The organism is Paraburkholderia acidicola, from assembly GCF_002362315.1.
GTDB classification, from domain to species: Bacteria; Pseudomonadota; Gammaproteobacteria; order Burkholderiales; family Burkholderiaceae; genus Paraburkholderia; species Paraburkholderia acidicola.
The window spans coordinates 1-17606 of sequence record NZ_MTZV01000005.1; the positions used below are offsets into that span (position 1 = coordinate 1).

The 17606-nt window shown below is 60.2% G+C and carries 12 protein-coding genes, 4 tRNA genes and 1 rRNA gene; all 17 read left to right on the plus strand.

All coding sequences use genetic code 11. From position 1 onward, the window contains the following. The first annotated feature begins 3 nt into the window (after window positions 1–3). The 17 genes from rrf to rpsG all read left to right on the plus strand — a co-directional run bounded on the left by rrf (window position 4) and on the right by rpsG (window position 17484). Window positions 4–117: ribosomal RNA gene (rrf, locus tag BWP39_RS18160) — 5S ribosomal RNA — on the plus strand. 147 nt (window positions 118–264) lie between these two features. Further along, window positions 265–350 (plus strand) — tRNA-Tyr (locus tag BWP39_RS18165). Window positions 351–387: 37 nt separating this feature from the next. Then, a tRNA-Gly gene (locus BWP39_RS18170) sits at window positions 388–461 on the plus strand. A gap of 15 nt (window positions 462–476) precedes the next feature. Further along, a tRNA-Thr gene (locus BWP39_RS18175) sits at window positions 477–551 on the plus strand. Between the two features lie 62 nt (window positions 552–613). After that, window positions 614–1804, plus strand: coding sequence for an elongation factor Tu (tuf, locus tag BWP39_RS18180; RefSeq protein WP_096722746.1), 1191 nt, complete (start codon window positions 614–616; stop codon window positions 1802–1804). A gap of 64 nt (window positions 1805–1868) precedes the next feature. Next, window positions 1869–1944 (plus strand) — tRNA-Trp (locus BWP39_RS18185). Between the two features lie 33 nt (window positions 1945–1977). Beyond that, a complete protein-coding gene (secE, locus tag BWP39_RS18190) occupies window positions 1978–2358 on the plus strand; it encodes a preprotein translocase subunit SecE (protein WP_091019583.1) in 381 nt (126 codons plus the stop codon). Between the two features lies 1 nt (window position 2359). Next, window positions 2360–2917 (plus strand): transcription termination/antitermination protein NusG, encoded by a 558-nt coding sequence (nusG, locus tag BWP39_RS18195; RefSeq protein WP_027797944.1) that lies wholly within the window; start codon window positions 2360–2362, stop codon window positions 2915–2917. Between the two features lie 154 nt (window positions 2918–3071). After that, window positions 3072–3503, plus strand: a complete 432-nt coding sequence (rplK, locus tag BWP39_RS18200; RefSeq protein ID WP_096722749.1) for a 50S ribosomal protein L11 — start codon at window positions 3072–3074, stop codon at window positions 3501–3503. Next, window positions 3504–4202, plus strand: coding sequence for a 50S ribosomal protein L1 (gene rplA / locus BWP39_RS18205; RefSeq protein ID WP_096722751.1), 699 nt, complete (start codon window positions 3504–3506; stop codon window positions 4200–4202). Window positions 4203–4463: 261 nt separating this feature from the next. Beyond that, a complete protein-coding gene (rplJ, locus tag BWP39_RS18210; protein WP_177228341.1) occupies window positions 4464–5009 on the plus strand; it encodes a 50S ribosomal protein L10 in 546 nt (181 codons plus the stop codon). Between the two features lie 81 nt (window positions 5010–5090). Beyond that, window positions 5091–5465, plus strand: coding sequence for a 50S ribosomal protein L7/L12 (gene rplL / locus BWP39_RS18215; protein WP_091019589.1), 375 nt, complete (start codon window positions 5091–5093; stop codon window positions 5463–5465). A gap of 370 nt (window positions 5466–5835) precedes the next feature. Continuing rightward, on the plus strand, window positions 5836–9942 hold the full coding sequence (gene rpoB / locus BWP39_RS18220) for a DNA-directed RNA polymerase subunit beta (RefSeq protein WP_096722753.1): 4107 nt from the start codon (window positions 5836–5838) through the stop codon (window positions 9940–9942). Between the two features lie 21 nt (window positions 9943–9963). Further along, a complete protein-coding gene (rpoC, locus tag BWP39_RS18225; RefSeq protein WP_096722755.1) occupies window positions 9964–14202 on the plus strand; it encodes a DNA-directed RNA polymerase subunit beta' in 4239 nt (1412 codons plus the stop codon). A gap of 177 nt (window positions 14203–14379) precedes the next feature. Further along, complete coding sequence (gene recQ / locus BWP39_RS18230) at window positions 14380–16227, plus strand: DNA helicase RecQ (RefSeq protein WP_096722757.1); 1848 nt, start codon at window positions 14380–14382, stop codon at window positions 16225–16227. Window positions 16228–16435: 208 nt separating this feature from the next. Beyond that, window positions 16436–16816, plus strand: coding sequence for a 30S ribosomal protein S12 (rpsL, locus tag BWP39_RS18235; RefSeq protein WP_035935550.1), 381 nt, complete (start codon window positions 16436–16438; stop codon window positions 16814–16816). 197 nt (window positions 16817–17013) lie between these two features. Further along, the gene (rpsG, locus tag BWP39_RS18240; RefSeq protein ID WP_006053291.1) at window positions 17014–17484 is read left to right on the plus strand and encodes a 30S ribosomal protein S7; all 471 of its coding nucleotides are present in this window, start codon (window positions 17014–17016) and stop codon (window positions 17482–17484) included. Window positions 17485–17606: the final 122 nt, after the last annotated feature.

A 17606-nucleotide genomic window follows, 5' to 3' on the forward strand; every position in this document is an offset into this window, starting at 1 on the left:
ATGCCTGATGACCATAGCGTGTCGGTACCACCCCTTCCCATCCCGAACAGGACCGTGAAACGACTCCACGCCGATGATAGTGCGGATTGCCCGTGTGAAAGTAGGTAATCGTCAGGCTCCTCATGCTCCAAACCTCGCCCCCGCCAGCCTTCCCGCTCGCGGGGGCTTGGCGTTTCTGGTGTATTAAGTGAGAGCTTCATGGTTTGGGAGCGGTAGCGCACTTGACAGTGTGGTGTTGCTCCCCCATAATCATCAGTTCTCTGCGGAGGGGTGCCCGAGTGGCTAAAGGGGGCAGACTGTAAATCTGTTGGCTTACGCCTACGTTGGTTCGAATCCAACCTCCTCCACCAGAATGCAAGCGAAGTAGAGGGAATCGACAGGATCCTTGCGGGTGTAGCTCAATGGTAGAGCAGAAGCCTTCCAAGCTTATGACGAGGGTTCGATTCCCTTCACCCGCTCCAGTGTTGAGATGTAGCGCCCATGTGGCTCAGTGGTAGAGCACTCCCTTGGTAAGGGAGAGGTCGGCAGTTCGATCCTGCCCATGGGCACCAGCAAGTAGCTAGTGACTGTTTGCGCCTCGCGCAACGTACGGAAATCCTCTTAGGAGTCGGAAATGGCCAAGGGTAAGTTTGAGCGGACGAAGCCGCACGTGAACGTTGGCACGATCGGTCACGTTGACCACGGCAAGACCACGCTGACGGCAGCGATCACGACGGTGCTGACCGCGAAGTTCGGCGGCGAAGCGAAGGCGTACGACCAGATCGACGCAGCGCCGGAAGAAAAGGCGCGCGGTATCACGATCAACACGGCGCACGTCGAGTACGAAACGGCGAACCGCCACTACGCGCACGTTGACTGCCCGGGCCACGCTGACTATGTGAAGAACATGATCACGGGTGCAGCGCAGATGGACGGCGCAATCCTGGTGTGCTCGGCCGCTGACGGCCCGATGCCGCAAACGCGTGAGCACATCCTGCTGGCGCGTCAGGTCGGTGTGCCGTACATCATCGTGTTCCTGAACAAGTGCGACATGGTGGACGACGCCGAGCTGCTGGAACTCGTCGAAATGGAAGTTCGCGAACTTCTGTCGAAGTACGACTTCCCGGGCGACGACACGCCGATCATCAAGGGTTCGGCCAAGCTGGCGCTGGAAGGCGACAAGGGCGAACTGGGTGAAGTGGCGATCATGAGCCTGGCCGATGCACTGGACACGTACATCCCGACGCCGGAGCGCGCAGTGGACGGCGCATTCCTGATGCCGGTGGAAGACGTGTTCTCGATCTCGGGTCGCGGTACGGTGGTGACGGGCCGGGTTGAGCGCGGTGTCGTGAAGGTCGGCGAAGAAATCGAAATCGTCGGGATCAAGCCGACGGTGAAGACGACGTGCACGGGCGTGGAAATGTTCCGCAAGCTGCTCGACCAGGGTCAGGCAGGCGACAACGTGGGTATCCTGCTGCGCGGCACGAAGCGTGAAGACGTGGAGCGTGGCCAGGTGCTGGCCAAGCCGGGTTCGATCAACCCGCACACGCACTTCACGGCAGAAGTGTACGTGCTGAGCAAGGATGAAGGCGGCCGTCACACGCCGTTCTTCAACAACTACCGTCCGCAGTTCTACTTCCGTACGACGGACGTGACGGGCTCGATCGAGCTGCCGAAGGACAAGGAAATGGTGATGCCGGGCGACAACGTGACGATCACGGTGAAGCTGATCAACCCGATCGCCATGGAAGAAGGCCTGCGCTTCGCTATCCGCGAAGGCGGTCGTACCGTCGGCGCCGGTGTCGTTGCCAAGATCCTCGAGTAAGCCAGTTACTTCTCGTTGATCGGTTGTTTCGGGGTTGGCGATGTCGTCAACCCCAAAATGGTTTAGGGGTATAGCTCAACTGGCAGAGCGTCGGTCTCCAAAACCGAAGGTTGGGGGTTCGATTCCCTCTGCCCCTGCCAATCTCGCGCTAATGTGGCGCTCGTTAAGGTGTTATGGCGAATCCTTCCGTCGAAACTGTAAATACTTCTGGCGACAAGCTAACGCTGGCCGCAGGCGTATTGTTGGTCTTGGCCGGGTTCGTGGGGTTCTTCTGGCTTGGCAGCCAGGAGTGGTACGTCCGCGGTGCAGCCTTGGCAGTTGGTGTGATCGCGGGTGTGGCGGTCGGTCTTATCTCCGCGCCCGGCAAGGGTTTCATCGCGTTCGCCAAAGACTCGTACAAGGAAGTCCGCAAGGTCGTGTGGCCCACTCGTAAAGAGGCTACCCAGACGACCCTCGTGGTGTTTGCCTTCGTATTCGTCATGGCGATATTTCTCTGGATCAGCGACAAATCCATTGAATGGGCGATTTTCTCGGTGATTCTGGGTTGGAAATGATATGAGCGATACTCCGGCATCCCCGAGCGGCAAGCGTTGGTATGTGGTGCACGCCTACTCCGGCATGGAGAAGAGCGTGCAACGTGCGCTTCAGGAGCGCATCGATCGCGCTGGCATGCAGGACAAGTTTGGCCAGATCCTCGTACCGACCGAAGAGGTGGTTGAGGTGAAGGGTGGTCACAAATCGGTGACCGAACGTCGTTTCTTCCCGGGCTATGTGCTCGTGGAAATGGAAATGACGGACGAAACGTGGCATCTGGTGAAGAACACCGCAAAGGTGACCGGTTTCGTTGGTGGTGCGCGCAATCGTCCGAGCCCGATTTCCCCGCGGGAAGTCGAGAAGATCATGTCGCAGATGCAGGAAGGTGTGGAGAAGCCACGCCCGAAGACCCTGTTCGAAGTCGGCGAAATGGTGCGCGTGAAGGACGGTCCGTTCACGGACTTCAACGGCAGCGTCGAGGAAGTGAACTACGAGAAGTCGCGTGTTCGCGTATCCGTGACGATTTTCGGCCGTGCAACGCCGGTCGAGTTGGAATTCGGCCAGGTCGAGAAGTTGTAATCCAGATTTTTGCGGGGCGCGCCGTCTGGCGCGCCCCGGTTTTCGCGCTTACGGTCCGCGTAATGGCCGTTGAGGAGCGTAAGTAGTCGGTTTTTTCGATGAAAGCGCGTTACTACTCACCTGAACGCTAACGCGTTCCAACGAGGTTTTCAACATGGCAAAGAAAATCATCGGCTTTATCAAGCTGCAGATTCCTGCAGGTAAAGCCAACCCGTCGCCGCCGGTCGGTCCGGCACTGGGTCAGCGCGGTTTGAACATCATGGAGTTCTGCAAGGCGTTCAACGCGCAGACTCAAGCGATGGAACCCGGTCTGCCGATCCCGGTCGTGATCACCGCGTTTGGGGACAAGAGCTTCACATTCGTCCTGAAGACGCCGCCGGCTACGGTTCTGATCAAGAAGGCAGCGAAGATCGACAAGGGTTCGGCCAAGCCGCACACCGACAAGGTCGGCAAGATCACGCGCGCTCAAGCTGAAGACATCGCGAAGGCCAAGATGCCGGATCTTACGGCAGCTGATCTCGACGCAGCGGTTCGTACGATCGCTGGTAGCGCCCGCTCGATGGGCATCACCGTGGAGGGCGTGTAAATGGCCAAGCTTTCTAAGCGTCTGCAAGCTTTCGCATCGAAGATCGATGCCCAGAAGCTCTACGCAATCGACGAAGCGCTGACGCTCGTCAAAGAGTGCGCGAACGCGAAATTCAACGAATCGATCGACGTTGCTGTGCAACTCGGCATCGATGCGAAGAAGTCGGACCAGGTCGTTCGCGGCTCGGTCGTGCTGCCTGCCGGTACCGGCAAGTCGGTGCGCGTTGCTGTTTTCGCTCAAGGCGAAAAGGCTGAGCAAGCTCGTGCAGCCGGCGCGGAAATTGTCGGTATGGAAGACCTGGCTGAACAGGTCAAGGCCGGTAACCTGAACTTCGACGTCGTGATCGCTTCGCCGGACACGATGCGTGTGGTCGGTACGCTGGGTCAGATCCTCGGTCCGCGCGGCCTGATGCCGAACCCGAAGGTCGGCACCGTGACGCCGGACGTCGCAACGGCTGTGAAGAACGCCAAGGCTGGTCAGGTGCAGTTCCGTGTCGACAAGGCCGGGATCATCCACGCCACCATCGGCCGTGCTTCGTTCGAAGCAACGGCACTGCGCAGCAACCTGAATGCTCTCGTCGAAGCGCTGCAAAAGGCGAAGCCGGCAACGAGCAAGGGTGTGTACCTGCGCAAGGTCGCGTTGTCGAGCACGATGGGTGTCGGCGTACGCGTCGACCAGGCATCGCTCGCAGCACAGTAAAAGAATTGACCGCTTCGACGCGAGTCGAGGCGGTTTTTAAGGGCTTTGGGCGGTCGCGAGATGGCAGTCTGCATCGAACGGCCGGTTGTCAAAGACCGTTGGCGGGAACGCAGCAGGCAGGTGTTCTCTTAATGCAAAGCCAACGCAGATGGCGAACCCGAAATGGTTTTGTAGTGCTGAAGCCGTTTGGTACCCGCAGCAATGCGGTTAGCAGGCGGTCGAAATGCTCCTGACTGGTCGGACGCCGTTGTTGAATGCGATATGCAAAGCATCCGCTGCGTGTATCGAATCTGGAGGTTAACCGTGCCACTCAACAAAGAAAGTAAGCAGGCCGTCGTCGCTGAGGTTGCCGCGCAAGTCGCGAAAGCCCAGACCGTCGTTCTGGCCGAATATCGTGGAATCGCGGTTGGCGATCTGACCAAGCTGCGCGCGAAAGCGCGCGAGCAACAGGTGTATCTGCGCGTGTTGAAAAACACGCTGGCGCGTCGCGCTGTTGAAGGTACCCCGTTTGCTCCGCTGGCTGAGCAGATGACCGGTCCTCTGATCTACGGCATCTCTGAAGATGCAATTGCTGCTGCGAAGGTCGTCAATGACTTTAGCAAGAGCAATGACAAGTTGATCATCAAGGCCGGTTCCTACGAAGGCAACGTGATGGACAAGGCGGGCGTGCAAGCGCTGGCTTCCATCCCGAGCCGCGAGGAACTGCTCTCCAAGCTGCTGTTCGTTATGCAGGCACCCGTCTCCGGCTTCGCGCGCGCTCTTGGCGCACTGGCCGCGAAGAAGGGCGAAGAAGCCGAAGCTGCCTGAATTTCAGGCAGTGCGTGACGCACGTCGGTTGAGCGTAATCGATCGCTAGCTGTATCCGAATTCAATTTAGGAGTATTTCAAATGGCAATCGCAAAAGAAGACATCCTCGAAGCCGTAGGCTCGATGTCGGTTCTGGAACTGAACGAGCTGGTCAAGGCGTTCGAAGAAAAGTTTGGCGTGTCGGCAGCTGCTGTTGCAGTGGCAGGCCCGGCAGGCGGCGGCGCAGCAGCCGTTGCTGAAGAGCAAACCGAATTCACGGTCAACCTGACGGAAGTCGGCGCGAACAAGGTTTCGGTCATTAAGGCTGTTCGCGAACTGACGGGTCTCGGCCTGAAGGAAGCGAAGGACCTGGTCGACGGTGCACCGAAGCCTGTGAAGGAAGCGGTACCGAAGGCTGCAGCTGAAGAAGCCAAGAAGAAGCTGGAAGAAGCTGGCGCGAAGGCTGAAATCAAGTAAGTTTCGGCGTGCTGCGCGAAGGCTGGCGGTTTTCCACCGCCGGCCTTTTTGTGCTTTGTGGGGACTACGTTTTTGCAGGGTCGTATCGGCAATAACGGAGGCCCCAGAAGCCAAAGAGAATCGTCTTTCGGTAATGTCGACCGGCGTTTCTCTTTGTCTTCTGAAGCGACTGCAGAAGGCAAGTTTGGTCGGGCAGCGGGCAACATAGGCATCCGCTGCCGTCAGCCAGCGGTTGGTAGCGGCCAACCACCAAGCTTTTAGGCTCGTTCAGGCCATCGGACGGCCATCGGGTCTCAGTCGGTGAACACTCGGGTTGTCTCATCCAGGTATCCTGCCTCGACAACAATGCCCGCCGTGATTCGGAGATCGTATGCAATATTCCTTCACCGAGAAGAAGCGTATTCGCAAGAGCTTTGCGAAGCGCCCCATCGTTCACCAAGTACCTTTCTTGCTGGCTACCCAGCTTGAATCATTCAGCACGTTTCTGCAAGCAGACGTGGCTGCAACGCAGCGCAAGCCGGAAGGCCTGCAGGCTGCGTTTACGTCTGTTTTTCCAATCGTTTCGCACAACGGGTTCGCCCGTCTTGAGTTCGTCAGCTACATGCTGTCGTCGCCGGCATTCAACATCAAGGAATGCCAGCAGCGCGGCCTGACGTACTGTTCCGCCCTGCGTGCCAAGGTGCGCCTCGTGCTGCTCGATAAAGAGTCGCCGAGCAAGCCGGTCGTGAAGGAAGTGAAGGAACAAGAGGTGTACATGGGCGAAATTCCGCTCATGACGCCGACGGGTTCGTTCGTCATCAACGGCACGGAACGCGTGATCGTTTCGCAGCTGCACCGCTCGCCTGGCGTGTTCTTCGAACACGACAAAGGCAAGACGCACAGCTCGGGCAAGCTGCTGTTCTCCGCGCGGATCATTCCGTACCGCGGTTCGTGGCTCGACTTCGAATTCGACCCGAAGGACGTGCTGTACTTCCGTGTCGACCGTCGCCGCAAGATGCCGGTCACGATCCTGCTGAAGGCGATCGGCCTCACGCCGGAACAGATCCTCGCAAACTTCTTCGTGTTCGATAACTTCGCTCTGATGCCGGAAGGCGCACAGATGGAGTTCGTGCCGGAGCGTCTGCGTGGCGAAGTCGCGCGTTTCGACATCTCGGATCGCGACGGCAACGTGATTGTCCAGAAGGACAAGCGGATCAACGCGAAGCACATTCGCGACCTCGAAAGCGCGAAGACCAAGTTCATCTCGGTTCCGGAAGACTACCTGCTCGGCCGCGTGCTGGCGAAGAACGTAGTCGACGGCGATACCGGCGAAGTGATCGCGAACGCGAACGACGAAATCACCGAAACGGTTCTCGAGAAGCTGCGCGAAGCGAAGATCAAGGACATCCAGACGCTCTACACGAACGATCTGGATCAAGGTCCGTACATCTCGTCGACGCTGCGTATCGATGAAACGGCTGACCGCATGGCTGCCCGCATCGCGATCTACCGCATGATGCGCCCGGGCGAACCGCCGACCGAAGAAGCGGTCGAGGCGTTGTTCAACCGTCTGTTCTACAGCGAAGATGCGTACGATCTGTCGAAGGTCGGCCGTATGAAGTTCAATCGCCGGGTCGGCCGTGACGAGATCGTCGGTCCGATGACGCTGCTGGACGACGACATCCTCGCGACGATCAAGATCCTCGTTGAACTGCGTAACGGCAAGGGCGAAGTCGACGACATCGATCACCTGGGCAATCGTCGTGTGCGTTGCGTCGGTGAACTGGCGGAAAACCAGTTCCGCGCCGGTCTCGTGCGTGTCGAGCGCGCGGTGAAGGAACGCCTCGGCCAGGCCGAAAGCGAAAACCTGATGCCGCACGACCTGATCAACTCGAAGCCGATTTCGTCGGCGATCCGCGAGTTCTTCGGTTCGTCGCAGTTGTCGCAGTTCATGGACCAGACCAACCCGCTGTCGGAAATCACCCACAAGCGCCGCGTATCGGCACTTGGACCGGGCGGTCTGACGCGCGAGCGCGCTGGCTTTGAAGTCCGCGACGTGCACCCGACCCACTATGGCCGCGTGTGCCCGATTGAAACGCCGGAAGGTCCGAACATCGGCCTGATCAACTCGCTCGCACTGTACGCGCACCTGAACGAATACGGCTTCCTCGAAACGCCGTATCGCAAGGTTGTGGACAGCAAGGTGACGGATCAGATCGACTATCTGTCGGCGATCGAAGAAGGCCGTTACGTGATCGCTCAGGCGAACGCGGCGGTGGCGGCTGACGGCTCGCTGACCGACGAACTCGTGTCGTCGCGTGAAGCGGGCGAAACGCTGATGGTCACGCCGGACCGCATCCAGTACATGGACGTGGCGCCGTCGCAGATCGTCTCGGTGGCCGCATCGCTGATTCCGTTCCTCGAACACGATGACGCGAACCGCGCATTGATGGGTTCGAACATGCAGCGTCAGGCTGTGCCGTGTCTGCGTCCTGAGAAGGCCGTGGTCGGTACGGGTATCGAGCGCACGGTGGCAGTCGACTCGGGTACGACGGTTCAGGCATTCCGCGGTGGCGTGGTGGATTACGTCGACGCAGGCCGTATGGTGATTCGCGTGAACGATGACGAAGCCGCTGCTGGCGACGTCGGCGTGGACATCTACAACCTGATCAAGTACACGCGTTCGAACCAGAACACGAACATCAACCAGCGCCCGATCGTGAAGGTCGGCGACATCGTGTCGCGTGGCGACGTGCTGGCTGACGGCGCATCGACCGATCTGGGCGAACTGGCACTCGGCCAGAACATGCTGGTCGCGTTCATGCCGTGGAATGGCTACAACTTCGAAGATTCGATCCTGATCTCGGAGAAGGTGGTGGCGGACGACCGTTACACGTCGATCCACATCGAAGAACTGAACGTCGTAGCTCGCGACACGAAGCTCGGACCGGAAGAAATCACGCGCGACATTTCGAATCTCGCAGAAGTACAGCTTGGCCGTCTCGATGAGTCGGGCATCGTGTACATCGGCGCGGAAGTCGAAGCGGGCGACGTGCTGGTCGGTAAGGTGACGCCGAAGGGCGAGACCCAGCTGACGCCGGAAGAAAAGCTGCTGCGTGCGATCTTCGGTGAGAAGGCTTCGGACGTGAAGGATACGTCGCTGCGCGTGCCGTCGGGCATGAGCGGTACGGTCATCGACGTGCAGGTGTTCACGCGTGAAGGCATCCAGCGCGACAAGCGCGCGCAACAGATCATCGATGATGAGCTGAAGCGCTATCGCCTCGACCTGAACGACCAGCTGCGTATCGTAGAAGGCGATGCATTCCAGCGTCTCGCACGGATGCTCGTCGGCAAGGTCGCGAACGGCGGTCCGAAGAAGCTCGCGAAGGGAACGAAGATCGAACAGGCTTACCTGGAAGATCTCGATCACTACCACTGGTTCGATATCCGCCTCGCGGACGAAGAAGCAGCGGCACAGCTCGAAGCGATCAAGGACTCGATCGAACAGAAGCGTCACCAGTTCGATCTGGCGTTCGAAGAAAAGCGCAAGAAGCTCACGCAAGGCGACGAACTGCCGCCGGGCGTGCTGAAGATGGTCAAGGTGTACCTCGCGGTGAAACGCCGCTTGCAGCCTGGCGACAAGATGGCGGGTCGTCACGGTAACAAGGGTGTCGTGTCGAAGATCGTGCCGATCGAAGATATGCCGTACATGGCTGATGGCCGTCCGGCCGACGTCGTGCTGAACCCGCTTGGCGTGCCGTCGCGGATGAACGTCGGGCAGGTGCTCGAAGTGCATCTGGGCTGGGCTGCGAAGGGTCTCGGCTGGCGGATTGGCGAAATGCTGCAGCGTCAGGCGAAGATTGCCGAACTGCGCGAATTCCTGACCAAGATCTACAACGAGTCGGGCCGCGCGGAAGAGATCGACACGTTCACGGACGAAGAAATCGTCGAACTCGCGAAGAACCTGCGTGAAGGCGTGCCGTTCGCAACACCGGTGTTCGACGGTGCGACGGAAGAGGAAATGTCGGGCATGTTGAACCTGGCGTTCCCGGACGACATCGCGCAGAACCTCGGCATGACGAAGTCGAAGAACCAGGTGCGTCTGTATGACGGCCGCACGGGTGAGGCATTCGAGCGATCGGTAACGGTCGGCTACATGCACTACCTGAAGCTGCACCACTTGGTCGACGACAAGATGCACGCACGTTCGACTGGCCCGTACTCGCTCGTAACGCAGCAACCGCTGGGCGGCAAGGCGCAGTTCGGTGGTCAGCGCTTCGGTGAAATGGAAGTGTGGGCGCTCGAAGCGTACGGCGCATCGTACGTGCTGCAGGAAATGCTGACGGTGAAGTCGGATGACGTGACAGGCCGGACCAAGGTGTATGAGAACCTGGTCAAGGGCGATCACGTGATCGATGCAGGCATGCCGGAATCCTTCAACGTGCTGGTGAAGGAAATCCGCTCGCTCGGTATCGACATCGACCTCGACCGCAACTAATCGGACTACGGAGAGAAAGCAATGAAAGCTCTGCTCGATCTATTCAAGCAAGTCCAACAACCTGAAGTGTTTGACGCGATCAAGATCGGTCTGGCCTCGCCAGACAAGATCCGTTCGTGGTCGTTCGGTGAGGTGAAGAAGCCGGAAACGATCAACTACCGTACGTTCAAGCCGGAACGCGATGGTCTGTTCTGCGCGAAGATCTTCGGGCCGATCAAGGACTACGAATGTCTGTGCGGTAAGTACAAGCGTCTGAAGCACCGCGGCGTGATCTGCGAAAAGTGCGGCGTCGAAGTGACGCTCGCCAAGGTGCGTCGCGAACGGATGGGCCACATCGAACTGGCCTCGCCGGTTGCGCACATCTGGTTCCTGAAGTCGCTGCCGTCGCGTCTGGGCATGGTGCTCGACATGACGCTGCGCGACATCGAACGCGTGCTGTACTTCGAAGCCTACGTAGTGATCGATCCGGGCATGACGCCGCTGAAAGCGCGGCAGATCATGACCGAAGAGGATTACTACAACAAGGTCGAAGAGTACGGTGACGAATTCCGCGCCGAGATGGGCGCGGAAGGCGTGCGCGAGCTGCTGCGTGCGATCAACATCGACGAACAGGTCGAGATGCTGCGCACCGAACTCAAGAACACGGGTTCGGAAGCGAAGATCAAGAAGTACGCGAAGCGCCTGAAGGTGCTCGAGGCTTTCCAGCGTTCGGGCATCAAGCCTGACTGGATGGTGCTCGAAGTGCTGCCGGTGCTGCCGCCGGAACTGCGTCCGCTCGTGCCGCTCGACGGCGGCCGTTTCGCGACGTCGGACCTGAACGACCTGTATCGCCGCGTGATCAACCGTAACAACCGGTTGAAGCGTCTGCTCGAACTGAAGGCACCTGAAATCATCGTCCGCAACGAAAAGCGGATGCTGCAGGAAGCCGTCGATTCGCTGCTCGACAACGGTCGTCGCGGTAAGGCAATGACGGGCGCGAACAAGCGTCCGCTGAAGTCGCTCGCCGACATGATCAAGGGTAAGGGCGGCCGGTTCCGTCAGAACCTGCTGGGCAAGCGCGTCGACTACTCGGGCCGTTCGGTCATCGTGGTCGGCCCGACGCTCAAGCTGCATCAGTGCGGTCTGCCGAAGCTGATGGCGCTCGAACTGTTCAAGCCGTTCATCTTCAACAAGCTCGAAGTGATGGGTGTCGCTACCACCATCAAGGCTGCGAAGAAGGAAGTCGAGAACCAGACGCCGGTGGTGTGGGACATTCTCGAAGAAGTCATTCGCGAACATCCGGTCATGCTGAACCGCGCGCCGACGCTGCACCGTCTTGGCATTCAGGCTTTCGAGCCGGTGCTGATCGAAGGTAAGGCGATCCAGCTGCATCCGCTCGTTTGCGCGGCGTTCAACGCCGACTTCGACGGTGACCAGATGGCTGTTCACGTTCCGCTGTCGCTCGAAGCGCAGATGGAAGCACGCACGCTGATGCTGGCGTCGAACAACGTCCTGTTCCCGGCCAACGGCGATCCGTCGATCGTGCCGTCGCAGGATATCGTGCTCGGCCTGTACTACGCGACGCGTGAAGCCGTCAATGCGAAGGGCGAAGGCCTGTCGTTCACGGGCGTGTCGGAAGCACTGCGCGCGTACGAGAACAAGGAAGTCGAACTCGCATCGCGCGTCAACGTTCGGATCACCGAAATGGTCCGCAACGAAGACACGTCGGAAGGCGCACCGCAGTTCGTGCCGAAGATCTCGCTGTACGCGACGACCGTCGGCCGCGCGATCCTGTCGGAAATTCTGCCGCCGGGACTGCCGTTCACGGTGCTGAACAAGCCGCTGAAGAAGAAGGAAATTTCGCGTCTGATCAACACGGCTTTCCGCAAGTGCGGTCTGCGCGAAACGGTGATCTTCGCCGACCAGCTGATGCAGTCGGGCTTCCGTCTGGCGACGCGCGCCGGTATTTCGATCTGCGTCGACGACATGCTCGTGCCGCCGCAGAAGGAAACGATCGTTGGCGACGCCGCGAAGAAGGTGAAGGAATACGACCGTCAGTACATGTCGGGTCTCGTCACGTCGCAAGAGCGCTACAACAACGTGGTCGACATCTGGTCGGCAACGTCGGAAGCGGTCGGCAAGGCGATGATGGAACAGCTGTCGACGGAACCGGTGGTCGATCGCGACGGCAAGGAAACGCGCCAGGAGTCGTTCAACTCCATCTACATGATGGCTGACTCGGGCGCGCGGGGTTCCGCAGTCCAGATTCGTCAGCTGGCCGGTATGCGTGGCCTGATGGCGAAGCCGGACGGCTCGATCATCGAGACGCCGATTACGGCGAACTTCCGCGAAGGCCTGAACGTGTTGCAGTACTTCATCTCGACCCACGGTGCACGTAAGGGTCTGGCTGATACGGCACTGAAGACGGCGAACTCGGGTTACCTGACGCGTCGTCTCGTCGACGTCACGCAGGATCTCGTGGTGGTCGAAGACGATTGCGGCACGTCGAATGGCGTGGCGATGAAGGCACTCGTCGAGGGTGGTGAAGTCGTCGAAGCACTGCGTGACCGGATTCTCGGCCGCGTCGCGGTGGCGGACGTCGTCAACCCGGAATCGCAGGAAACGCTGTACGAATCGGGCACGCTGCTCGATGAAGATGCGGTCGAAGAAATCGAACGCCTCGGCATCGACGAAGTGCGCGTACGTACGCCGCTTACCTGCGAAACGCGTTACGGCCTGTGCGCCGCGTGCTACGGCCGCGACCTTGGCCGCGGCTCGTCGGTCAACGTCGGCGAAGCAGTGGGCGTGATCGCTGCTCAGTCGATCGGTGAACCGGGTACGCAGTTGACGATGCGGACGTTCCACATCGGCGGTGCGGCATCGCGTGCGGCGGTTGCTTCGTCGGTTGAAGCCAAGTCGAACGGTACGGTCCGTTTCACGTCGACGATGCGTTACGTCACCAACGCGAAGGGCGAGCAGATCGTCATCTCGCGTTCGGGCGAAGCGATGATCACCGACGACCACGGCCGTGAGCGTGAACGTCACAAGGTGCCGTACGGCGCGACGCTGCTGCAGCTGGATGGTGCGCAGATCAAGGCCGGTACGCAGCTCGCGACGTGGGATCCGATGACGCGCCCGATCATCACCGAGTACGGTGGTACGGTGAAGTTCGAAAACGTCGAAGAAGGCGTGACGGTGGCAAAGCAGATCGACGACGTGACGGGGCTGTCGACGCTCGTCGTGATCGACGTGAAGCGCCGCGGTTCGCAGGCTTCGAAGAGCGTGCGTCCGCAGGTGAAACTGCTCGACGCGGCCGGCGAGGAAGTGAAGATCCCGAACACCGAGCATTCGGTGCAGATCGGCTTCCAGGTCGGCGCGCTGATCACCGTGAAGGACGGTCAGCAGGTGCAGGTCGGTGAAGTGCTCGCACGTATCCCGACTGAATCGCAGAAGACGCGTGACATTACCGGTGGTCTGCCGCGCGTGGCCGAACTGTTCGAAGCACGTTCGCCGAAGGACGCCGGCATTCTCGCGGAAGTCACGGGTACGACGTCGTTCGGTAAGGACACGAAGGGCAAGCAGCGTCTCGTTATCACGGACCTCGAAGGCGAACAGCACGAGTTCCTGATCGCGAAGGAAAAGCAGGTTCTGGTGCACGATGGTCAGGTCGTCAACAAGGGCGAAATGATTGTCGACGGGCCGGCCGATCCGCACGACATCCTGCGTCTGCAGGGCGTCGAGGCGCTGTCGCGCTACATCGTGGACGAAGTGCAGGACGTGTACCGTCTGCAGGGCGTGAAGATCAACGACAAGCACATTGAAGTGATCGTGCGTCAGATGCTGCGTCGTGTGCAGATTTCGGACAACGGCGATACGCGCTTCATTCCGGGCGAACAGGTTGAGCGGTCGGACATGCTCGACGAGAACGACCGGATGATCGCGGAAGACAAGCGTCCGGCGACGTACGAAAACGTGCTGCTCGGTATCACGAAGGCGTCGCTGTCGACCGATTCGTTCATCTCAGCGGCGTCGTTCCAGGAAACGACCCGCGTGCTGACCGAAGCGGCGATCATGGGCAAGCGCGACGATCTGCGCGGGCTGAAGGAAAACGTGATCGTTGGCCGCCTGATTCCGGCTGGTACGGGTCTCGCGTTCCACAAGGCACGCAAGAGCAAGGAACTGTCCGACCGCGAGCGTTTCGATCAGATCGCGGCCGAAGAGGCCTTCGAATTCGGTACGCCGGAAACCCCCGCTGCCGAACAGCAACACTCCGGCGAGTAAGACCTGGCGGCGCAAGCCGCCTGGCCTGCAAACCGATCGAGCCGCCCAGTTTCGACTGGGCGGTTTTTTTTCGCCCGTTCAATCGACCGAATGGTTAATGTCTGCGAGAAATACGAGCATGGACCAGATGCGTTGGTAAAATTCGTCTGTCCGCCCCGCCGTCTCTTCCCGATCTCAATGTCCCGTCCGCTCGAAATTCTCAAAGAAGTCTTCGGTTATCCCGCGTTCAGAGGGCAGCAGGGCGAGATTGTCGAGCACGTGGCCGCGGGTGGCGACTCGCTCGTGTTAATGCCGACCGGCGGCGGCAAGTCGCTGTGTTACCAGATTCCATCGTTGGTGCGGCGCGAAGCGGGCTTCGGCGCCGGCATCGTCGTGTCGCCGTTGATCGCGCTGATGCAGGATCAGGTCGCGGCGCTGACCGAGGTCGGCGTGCGCGCGGCCTACCTGAATTCGACGCTCTCCGGCGCGGAAGCCGCCGCGACTGAGCGCGCCTTGCGTGAAGGCGATATTGACTTGCTGTACGTCGCGCCGGAACGGCTCATGACGTCGCGCTTTCTCGAACTGCTGGAGCGCACCCGCATTGGCCTCTTCGCGATCGATGAAGCGCACTGCGTGTCGCAGTGGGGGCACGACTTCCGGCCGGAATATATCCAGCTTTCTGTGTTGCATGAACGGTTTCCGTCGGTGCCGCGCATCGCCCTTACGGCGACGGCGGACGCGATCACGCGTGAGGAAATCGTCCAGCGCCTCGCGCTCGACGACGCGCGCATCTTCGTATCGAGCTTCGATCGCCCGAATATCCGCTACCGCATTGTCGAAAAGGACAACGCGCGGTCGCAGTTGCTCGACTTCATCCGCGCCGAACACACGCGGCAGGACGGCACCACTGACGCCGGTGTTGTCTACTGCCTGTCGCGCCGCAAGGTCGAGGAAACCGCGGAATGGCTGAAGGCGCAGGGCGTACGCGCGCTGCCTTATCACGCGGGCATGGAGTTCGAGATCCGCCAGAAGCATCAGGAGATGTTCCAGCGCGAAGAGGGCGTCGTGATGTGCGCGACGATCGCCTTCGGCATGGGCATCGACAAACCCGACGTCCGCTTCGTCGCTCACCTCGATTTGCCGAAGAGCGTCGAGGGCTACTACCAGGAAACCGGCCGCGCGGGGCGCGACGGTATGCCTGCCAACGCGTGGATGACCTACGGTCTCGGCGACGTGGTTCAGCAGCGCAAGATGATCGATGAATCGGAGGCGGACGAGGCGCACAAGCGCGTGCAGACTGGCAAGCTCGATGCGCTGCTCGGCCTGTGCGAGGCCGCATCGTGCCGGCGCGTGCGGCTGCTCGGTTATTTCGGCGAGCCGAGCGCGCCGTGTGGCAACTGCGACACGTGCCTTGAGCCGCCGGCGTCGTGGGATGCGACCCGCGAGGCGCAGATGGCGCTGTCCTGTGTGTTCCGCGCGCACCGCGCGAGCGGTTTCCACTTCGGCGCGGGACATCTGATCGACATCCTGCGCGGCAACCGGAGCGAGAAGATCCTCCAGCGCGGCCACGAGAAGATCAGCACGTTCGGTATCGGCGCCGCGCTGTCGGAACCCGAGTGGCGCGCGGTATACCGCCAGCTGGTCGCGTTCGGCTACCTTTCTGTCGATCACGAGGGGTATGGGTCGCTGGTGCTGACCGAAGCGAGCAAGGCGGTGCTCAAGGGCGAGCAGAACGTGACGCTGCGCCGCTACGTGAAACCGACGCGGACGCGCCAGTCGTCGGGCCGCACCAGCGAGCGCGCCGACCCGACGCTGGGCATGGGCCCGCGCGAACGCGCCCGCTGGGAGCGCCTGCGCACATGGCGCACAGAAACCGCGAAGAGCGACGGCGTACCGGCCTACGTGATCTTCCACGACGCAACGCTGGCCGAGATTGCCCGCAATGGGCCCGAGACAATCGACGGCTTGCGGCATATTCCGGGCATCGGCGCCCGCAAGCTCGACCGCTTCGGTACCGAACTGCTGGAAGTCGTGTCCGCGGACTAGCCGCACCCGTCCCCGAACCCTCGCAAGCTGTTGACTTGGTTGGTATTTCCAGAATATCATGCTAGGTTCCGGATTTTGGCTTGCCTGCGCGCGTCTTTCGTGCGCCGGTTGCGGCTTGGATACGGGAGTTTGGAAGTTTTCGATGCGCTCCATTTCTGCTTTGCCCAGAAACAGATGCGTCGATTTTGTTCAATTTCAGGAATAAACAATGCCAACCATCAATCAACTGGTTCGCAAAGGCCGCGCTTCAGAAACTGTGAAGAGCAAGAGCCCGGCCTTGCAGGACTGCCCCCAGCGTCGTGGCGTGTGCACCCGTGTGTACACGACGACGCCGAAGAAGCCTAACTCGGCGCTCCGTAAGGTCGCCAAGGTTCGTCTGACGAACGGCTTCGAAGTTATTTCGTACATCGGCGGTGAAGGCCACAACCTGCAGGAACACTCGGTTGTGCTGATCCGCGGCGGCCGTGTGAAGGATTTGCCGGGTGTGCGTTATCACATGGTTCGTGGCTCGCTGGATACCCAGGGCGTCAAGGATCGTAAGCAAGCTCGCTCGAAGTACGGTGCGAAGCGCGCCAAGGCCGGCAAGTAAGTAGCCGGTCAGCAGTAACAGGGTTCAGGTCGCCTGAAAGGGCGGTAATGGCGGTGGTACCGGATTCGCCGGTGCTGTCGAGTAAGTGGTCACCCGACCGGGCTGGTTAGTCGTAAAAGATGGATCGGGTTAGTTGGTGACCGCGGGGCCAGGTGCCAGAAAGGCACGGTTCCAACTGAAAAGTTAAAGGAAGAAACATGCCGCGTCGTCGCGAAGTCCCCAAGCGGGAAGTGTTGCCGGATCCGAAGTTCGGTAACGTTGATGTAGCAAAATTCATGAACGTACTGATGCTCTCCGGCAAGAAGTCGGTTGCCGAGCGTATCGTGTACGGCGCTTTTGAACAGATCCAGACCAAGGGTGGCAAGGACCCGCTGGAAGTGTTCACGGTAGCGCTCAACAACGTGAAGCCGGTGGTCGAAGTGAAGAGCCGTCGCGTTGGTGGTGCGAACTACCAGGTTCCGGTCGAAGTGCGCCCGTCGCGTCGTATGGCATTGGCGATGCGTTGGCTGCGTGAGGCTGCGAAAAAGCGTAGCGAGAAGTCCATGGCCCTGCGCCTGGCTGGTGAACTGTCCGAGGCTGCTGAAGGCCGCGGCGGCGCGATGAAGAAGCGCGACGAAGTCCACCGGATGGCAGAAGCCAACAAGGCGTTCTCGCATTTCCGTTTCTAAGCGTCCCGACCCCGGGTCAAGCGGAAAGAAATTCCGGGCGGGTGCGCTTTAAAGCGCCTCGCCCGTTTGTGTTAGGGCGCGCAGGGATTCATGTCCCGCGCGCCAACCCCCATAGAGGATCA